This window comes from Promicromonospora citrea (assembly GCF_013004695.1).
Taxonomy (GTDB): domain Bacteria; phylum Actinomycetota; class Actinomycetes; order Actinomycetales; family Cellulomonadaceae; genus Promicromonospora; species Promicromonospora citrea.
The window spans coordinates 1-7867 of record NZ_JABEMG010000170.1; the positions used below are offsets into that span (position 1 = coordinate 1).

Here is a 7867-nt window from a genome sequence, read left to right on the forward strand (position 1 = left end):
CGGCTTTGAGGCCTCTCAAAGCCGAGCGACGTCGGTCTCGAAGCCGTTTCCGGGGCCGACCCGACCGGCCGAGACTCGGTTTCACACCAGATCAGACCTGGTCTCATCCGGTGCGTGCTTTTTACCGGTACTCGCGGTAGCGTGTATCTCGAACCAGCGGCGTCGCTCACCGGACGCCGCCGTCCCGCAAAACCCCAGGAGTCCTGCTGATGACCGCAGCCCCGGAAACATCGCGCCGCGCCGTGCGTGACGTCGTCTTCGTCGACGGCGCCCGCACGCCGTTCGGCAAGGCCAAGCCCGACGGCATGTACGCGCAGACCCGCGCCGACGACCTCATCGTCAAGGTGGTGCGCGAGCTGCTGCGCCGCCACCCCGAGCTCCCGCCGGAGCGCATCGACGAGGTCGCGATCGCCGCGACGACCCAGCAGGGCGACCAGGGCCTGACCCTCGGCCGCACGGTCGGCATCCTCGCCGGCCTGCCGCAGTCGGTCCCCGGCTACGCGATCGACCGCATGTGCGCCGGCGCCATGACGGCCGCCACCACCACGGCGGCAGGCATCGCGATGGGCGCGGCGGACGTCGTCATCGCGGGCGGTGTCGAGCACATGGGCCGCCACCCGATGGGGTTCGACGCCGACGTCAACCCCCGCTTCGTCGCCGAGAAGCTGGTCGACCAGCAGGCCCTCAACATGGGCGTCACGGCGGAGAACCTGCACGACAAGTTCCCGCAGCTCACCAAGGAGCGGGCCGACCGGTTCGCCGTCGAGTCGCAGGCGAAGTACGCCAAGGCCCTGGCCAACGGCGACATCGACCCCGACCTGGTGCCCGTCGCCGTCCGCTCGTCCGAGCTGGGCTGGGGCCTGGCCACGGCCGACGAGCTGCCCCGCCCCGAGACCACGTTCGAGTCCATCCAGGGCCTGCGCACGCCGTTCCGCCCGGGCGGCCGCGTGACCCCCGCGACGTCGTCCCCGCTCACCGACGGCGCCACGGCGGCCGTCCTCGCGTCGGCCGACGCCGCCGCCGAGCTCGGTCTGCCCGCGAAGATGCGCCTGGTGTCCTACGGGTACGCCGGCGTGCCGCCGGAGATCATGGGCTACGGCCCCGTGCCGTCCACCGAGAAGGCGCTCAAGGCGGCAGGCCTGACGATCGACGACATCGGCCTGTTCGAGCTCAACGAGGCCTTCGCGGTCCAGGTGCTGTCGTTCCTCGACCACTACGGCATCGCCGACGACGACCCGCGCGTCAACCCCTATGGCGGCGCCATCGCCATGGGCCACCCGCTGGCCAGCTCCGGCGTGCGCCTCATGATGCAGCTCGCGCGTCAGTTCGAGCAGCACCCCGAGGTCCGCTACGGCCTGACCGCCATGTGCGTGGGTCTGGGCCAGGGCGGCAGCGTCATCTGGGAGAACCCGCACCACGCCGACTACAGCGGCCGCACGGACGAGGAGAACTGACCCGTGACCGAGACCTCCACCTTCACCGAGCGCGTCACGCACTCGCTGGTCCGTGACGTCCAGCTGCCCGGCGGCGCCGGGGTGCTGGCCCTGGTCACGCTCGACAACGGCCTGGACCACACCAAGCCGAACACGCTCGGCCCGCAGGGCATCGCGGAGCTGCGGGCGGCGCTGGAGGGCGTGCGCGAGCGCGCCCGGGCGGGCGAGATCGCCGCCGTCGGCGTGACGGGCAAGCCGTACTTCGTCGCGGCGGGTGCCGACCTCAAGGGCATCACGTCCGTGGGCGGCCACGACGAGGCGCTCGAGCTGGGCCGCATGGGCCACGCCGCCTACCGGATCCTCGGCGACCTGCGCGCCGAGACCGGCGTGCCGACCTTCGCGTTCGTCAACGGGCTCGCCCTCGGCGGCGGCCTCGAGGTCGCCCTCAACTGCGACTACCGCACCGTCGCGTCCGACGCCGCGGCGCTCGGGCTGCCCGAGACCGGCATCGGCCTCGTCCCGGGCTGGGGCGGCGCCTACCTCGTGCCGCGCCTCGTGGGCGTGGAGAAGGCCGTCGACGTCATCCTCACGCGGCCCGCGGCGAACAAGCCGTTCAAGCCCGCCGAGGCGCTGGAGATCGGCCTCGTCGACGAGCTGTTCGAGGCGGCGGACTTCCTGGAGCAGTCGATCGCGTGGGCCGCGAAGGTCGTCACCGGCGAGATCGAGGTGCCGCGCCGCGAGCTCGACCCGCAGCCCGTGTGGGACGCCGTGATCGGTGCCGCGAAGGCCCGCCTCGACGCGGTGGTCGGCACGTCCCGCCCCGCCCCGGTGCGCGCGCTCGAGCTGATCGCCGGCGCGCGGGACGCCACGAAGGAGGAGGCGTTCGCGGCCGAGGACCAGGCGCTGGCCGACCTGGTCATGACCGACGAGATGCGCGCGAGCATCTACGCGTTCAACCTCGTGGGCGCGGGCAAGAAGCCGGCGGGCGCGCCGGACCCGAAGCTCGCGCGGCCCGTCACCCGCGTCGGCGTCGTCGGTGCCGGCCTCATGGCCGCGCAGATGGCCTTCCTGTTCGCCCAGCGCCTCGGTGTCCCCGTCGTCATGCGCGACCTGGACCAGGAGCGGGTCGACAAGGGCCTCGGGTTCGTCCGCGACACCGCCGAGAAGCTCGCCGCGCGCGGCCGGCTGGCCCCGGAGGCCGCCGCCCGCATCGTCGCGTCGGTGTCCGGTACGACGGACATCACCGAGTTCGCGGGCTGCGACTTCGTCATCGAGGCCGTCACCGAGGTGATGGGCCTCAAGAAGAAGGTGTTCGCCGAGCTCGAGGGCATCATCGCCCCCGAGACGATCCTCGCGACCAACACCTCCGCGCTGTCGGTGACCGAGATGGCGGCGGACCTCGCGCACCCCGAGCGCGTGGTCGGCATCCACTTCTTCAACCCCGTGGCCCAGATGCCGCTGGTCGAGGTGATCACGGCGGAGAAGACCTCGGACGAGGCCCGCGCCACCGCGTTCGCGATCACGAAGAAGCTCCGCAAGACGGCGATCGGCTCGGCCGACCGCCCCGGCTTCATCGTCAACCGCCTCCTGCTGCTCGTCATGGGCCAGGTGCTGCACGCGATCGAGAACGGCACGCCCGTCGAGGTCGCCGACCGCGCGCTCGCGCCCCTCGGCTTCCCGATGCCGACGTTCGAGCTGATGGACCTGGTCGGGCCCGCCGTCGCGCAGCACGTGCTCACCTCGCTGCGCGAGGACCTGGGCGACCGGATCCCGGCGTCGGCGGGCCTGGCGAAGATCGTCGAGGAGGGCACCCGCGTGGTGCTCGACGCGCCCGCCAAGGGTCTGCCCAAGCCCGTGAACCCGGCCATCCAGGAGTACTTCGGTGCCCCGCGCCCCGGCGAGCCGGGCGTGCTCGACGCCGACGGCGTGCTCGACGCGGTGCTCGCGGCCCTGACCACCGAGATCGGGCTCATGCTGGACGAGGGCGTCGTGCCCGGCCCCGAGCAGATCGACCTCGCGATGATCCTCGGCGCCGGGTGGGGCTTCCACACCGGCGGCATCACGCCGTACCTGGACCGCACCGGGTACAGCGAGAAGGTCCTCGGCCGCCGGTTCCTGCCGGACGGCGTCGCGAACGTGCCGACGGGGGCCTGACCGGCCCACGCACGGGTGATCCCACGGGACCCTCCGACGCCGCACCCGCGGTGTCGGAGGGTCCCGCTACGCTCGCGGCGTGATCCAGGACCCGACCGGTGCGCGGCCGCACTACCTCGTCGTCGGTGACGGGCCGCTCGCCTACCGCCTGACCCGCGCCCTGAGCACCCGCTTCCGCGGCACCGTGACGGTGCTGCTGCCTGACGCCACGACCCGGTACGCCCAGCAGATGGCGGACCTGCCCGCGGTCGAGGTCCGGGCCGCGGAGCGGGTCGACGAGGTGGCGCTCGCCGCGGCAGGCGCGGGCCGTGCGGCGTCCGCGGCCCTCGTCGAGCAGGACGACGGTGGCAACGTCGCGCTCGCGCTGCTGCTGCGCGAGAAGTGGCCCGAGCTGCACGTCGTGGTGCGCATCTTCGACGAGTCGCTGGGCAGGCACCTGCAGCGCGACCGCTGCACCGTGCTGTCGTCGTCGGCGTTCGCCGCCCCCGAGATCGTGGCGGCCGCGCTGCGCCGGCAGATCCGCCTGCCCGTCGACCACCGCCGCCTCGTCACCGTCTCGGACGGCGAACAGCCCCTGCCCGTGCGCATGGTCCTGTTCGGCACGGACGCCGACGGCGAGGTGGTCGCACTGCCGTCGGACGCCGAGGTGCCCGGCCTCGCACCGCAGGTGTACCTGGCCGACGCGGGCCCGGACGACGTGCTGCCCGAGGTCACGGCCGACCTCGAGCCCGACGACGACGAGGTCGACCCGACCCGCCACCGCAGGCTGCGCGAGTACCTGCGCTCGCTGGCGCTCACCTCGGGCCGCAACCTCGTGCTCGCGGCGGCCGTGCTGCTGCTGGTCGTGCTGGTCGGCGCGGCGACGATCCGGTTCGCCACCGGTACCTCGTGGGCGGACGCGCTCTACGAGGCCGTGCTGCCGTCCCTGGCAGGCAGCGACCCCGACCACGACGCCGGCCCCGTCGTCAAGGCGACGCAGGTGGCCCTCACGGTCGTCAGCGTCGCGGTGATCCCCTGGGTGACCGGCGTGGTGGTCGACGGCGTGGTGCGCACCCAGCGCCTCCTCGCCACGGGGGCGCCGCTGCACCCGATGTCCGGCCACGTGGTGGTCGTCGGCATGGGCGACCTGGGCACCCGCATCGTGCGCTCGCTGGACCGGCGGCGCGTCCCCGTGGTCGCGGTCGACCTCGACGAGTCGGCGCGTGGCATCGCCGTCGCACGGGCGCGGGACGTGCCCGTCGTCATCGGTGACGCCCGCCGGGCCACGACCCTGCGGAGCGCGTACGTGGAGTCGGCGCAGGCCGTCGTCGTGGTGACGAGCGGCGGCGCGACGACCATCGGTGTCGGGTTCGCCGCCCGCTCCATCCCCCGCGCGCCCGACGCCCCGCCGCTGCGCACGGTGCTGCGCGTCTACGACCGCGACCTGTCGCGCCGCATCCGCCGGGAGGTGCCCGACTCCGTGGGGCTCAGCTCGTCGTTCCTCGCGGCGCCCTGGTTCGCGGCCGCGATGATCGGGCAGGAGGTCAAGGCCACGATCCCCTACCGCGACCGTGTGCTCGTGCTCGCCGAGATCGAGGTGGGCCGGGGCAGCGCGCTGGCGGGCAAGCACTCGACCGAGCTCGACGTGCCGGAGCAGGCCGGACCGGACGGTGCCCCGGACGGGCCGGCCCGGGGCGCGCAGTGCCGCCTGCTCGCCGTGCGCACCGTCTCGTTCGAGGGCGGGGGCGGCGGCCACGTCATCGCGCCCGCCGCCGGCCGGTACCTGCAGCCGGGCGACACGGTCTACGTCGTCGCGACGACGGCGGGCCTGCAGCACGTCCGCGAGCAGGCGCGGCCGGTCCGGCCCACCGGACCGACCGGCCTGAACGATCGGGCTGGAACCGGCCCGTTCGCCGGGCCACCCGCGCCCTAGGTTCGGGGCATGCAGAACGGACAGCCCCGGCACGGTCTCAGCGTCCCGCAGGGCGCCGCGCTCACGCTCGGTGCCATGCTCGGCACCGGCGTCATCTCGCTCCCCGCCCTCGCCGCCGACGCGGCGGGGCCCGCGTCGCTCGTCGCGTGGGCCGCGCTCGTGCTCCTCTCCGTGCCGCTCGCCACCACGTTCGCGGCGCTCGGCGCCCGCCACCCGGACGGCGGCGGCGTCGCGACCTACGCCCGGCTCGCGTTCGGCGAGCGTGCCGCGACGATGGTCGGCTGGGCGTTCTACGCGACCATCCCGGTCGGCGCCCCCGCCGCCGCGGGGTTCGCGGGCGCCTACGTGGCCGACGCCACCGGGGGCGGCACCGGGGCCGCGCTGGCCACCACGGTCGCGATCATCGCCGTGTGCGCGGTCATGAACTGGTTCGACCTGCGCGTCTCCGGCACCGCGCAGCTCGTCATCGCCGGCTCGGTCGCGCTGCTGCTGGCGGTGGCCGTCGTCGTCGCGCTGCCGCACGCCGACCCGGCCCACCTCACCCCGTTCGTCCCGCACGGCTGGGGGGCCGTCGGCTCGGCGGCCGCGCTGCTGGTCTGGGCGTTCGCGGGCTGGGAGATCCTGGGGTCGCTCTCGGCCGAGTACCGGAGGCCGTCGCGCGACATCCCGCGCGCGACGGCGATCGCCGTGGCCGCCGTCGGCACGCTGTACCTCGGCGTCGCGTTCGCGACGGTCGCGGTGCTCGGGCCCGCGCCCGGTCCTGCGCCGCTGTCGGACCTGCTGGTGCTCGGGTTCGGCGAGCACGCCCGGCCGGTCACCACCGTCGTCGCGGTGCTGCTCACGACCGGAGCCATCAACGTGTACTTCGCGGGCGGCAGCCGGATGGGCGCCGCCCTGGCCCGCGACGGCGCGCTCCCCCGCGTGCTCGCGGCGCCACCCGGCCGCACGCCCCGCCGGTCGCTCGTGCTCATCACGGTCGTGGCACTCGGTACGACGGCGCTGCTCGCCGCGCTGCACCGGTCGACCGACGCGATCCTGCTCATGGCGACCGCGACGTTCTCGCTGCTCTACGTGGTGGGGGCCGCGGCGGCGCTCCGGCTGCTGCCCCGCTGGGGCGCCGCCTGGTGGTGCGCGGTCGTCTCGCTGGTCGCCGCGCTCGGCCTGCTCGTCATGACCGGCCCGCACATGACGGGGCCGGTGGTCGCGGGCCTGGGCGGCCTCGCCTGGGCGACGTGGCGGCGGCGCCGGGCACGCCTCACCGGCGCACGGCCGGAGCCAGCAGACTCTCCAGGACCCGGACCCCTGGCCGGATCGCGCCCGTGACCGCGCCGCCGATGCCCAGCACGATCCCGTCCCGGTGCGGCCCGGTCGCGAACGCGGTCAGCGACTCGAGCGCGACCGAGCGCCGCAGGGCCCGGGCCGCGAGCGCCCGCGAGCCGAGGGGCGCGTCGGCGCGCAGGTAGGCCGCCACGTGCAGGCCCGCAGCGGACGGCACGGGCTCGACCGGCAGGCCCCTGAGCGCGTCGAGCAGGATCTCGTGCCGCTCCGCGTACCGCGCCCCGGCCCGGCGGACGTGCCGGGCGAGCAGGCCGTCGTCGATGAAGCGGGCGAGGGCACCCTGGACGTGCACCGCTCCGTGGCCGTCGGTGAGCTGGCGGGCGGCGAGCAGGGCGTCGCGCAGGGAGTGCGGTGCGACGAGGTAGCCGGCCCGGAGGCCGGGCAGCAGCGACTTGGAGAACGTGCCGACGTACAGGACGCGGCCGTCGCGGTCGAGCGCCTGGAGCGGTTCCAGCGGGCGGCGGGTGCGGCGGAACTCGCTGTCGTAGTCGTCCTCGACGACCGCGGTGCCGTACCGGCTCGCGTGGGCGAGCAGGGCGCGCCGTCGGGCCAGGGACAGGGGCATGCCGAGGGGGAACTGGTGCGACGGCGTGGTGTAGACCAGGCGGGCGTGGGGTGGGATCTCCTCCACCACCAGCCCCTGGTCGTCGACCGGCACGGGCACGACGCGCGCGCCGTGCAGCGCGAACAGCTCGCGCGCCTCGGGGTAGCCCGGGTCCTCGACCGCGACGACGTCGCCGGGTTCGAGCAGCACGCGCGCCACGAGGTCGAGGGCCTGCTGCGCGCCGGTGGTGGCGATGACGTCGTCGGGCTCCGCGTGCACGCCGCGCGCGCCGGAGACGTAGCGGGCCACGGCGGCACGGAAGCGGGGCAGGCCGGCGGGGCCGCCGTACGAGCCGGCGGCCGGGCCGCCCGCGCGCGACTCGGCGGCCAGCAGCCGGCGCCACGTGTCGTACGGGAAGAGGCTCGCGTCGGGGATGCCGACGCGGAAGTCGTGGGCGGGCGCGGCCCGGTCTCCGCTGGTCGGCCG

5 protein-coding genes are annotated in these 7867 nt (G+C 75.0%); 4 read left to right on the forward strand and 1 reads right to left on the reverse strand.

The window, feature by feature from the left end:
• Positions 1–209: 209 nt before the first annotated feature.
• The 4 genes from HLB15_RS21090 (at position 210) to HLB15_RS21105 (ending at position 6822) form a co-directional block, all read left to right on the forward strand.
• Complete coding sequence (locus HLB15_RS21090) at positions 210–1454, forward strand: thiolase family protein (protein WP_171108368.1); 1245 nt, start codon at positions 210–212, stop codon at positions 1452–1454.
• Between the two features lie 3 nt (positions 1455–1457).
• Entirely contained in the window at positions 1458–3587 is a 2130-nt protein-coding gene (locus HLB15_RS21095) for a 3-hydroxyacyl-CoA dehydrogenase NAD-binding domain-containing protein (protein WP_171108370.1), read from the forward strand.
• Positions 3588–3666: 79 nt separating this feature from the next.
• Positions 3667–5499, forward strand: coding sequence for a potassium channel family protein (locus HLB15_RS24910; RefSeq protein ID WP_171108372.1), 1833 nt, complete (start codon positions 3667–3669; stop codon positions 5497–5499).
• Positions 5500–5508: 9 nt separating this feature from the next.
• Positions 5509–6822: an APC family permease gene (locus tag HLB15_RS21105; RefSeq protein ID WP_229785263.1), complete on the forward strand. Its 1314-nt coding sequence runs from the start codon at positions 5509–5511 to the stop codon at positions 6820–6822.
• On the opposite strand, the gene HLB15_RS21110 is transcribed toward HLB15_RS21105, so the two are convergent.
• A partial coding sequence (locus HLB15_RS21110; RefSeq protein WP_171108375.1) for an aminotransferase-like domain-containing protein occupies positions 6755–7867 on the reverse strand: 1113 nt, incomplete at its 5' end. The genes HLB15_RS21105 and HLB15_RS21110 overlap by 68 nt on opposite strands.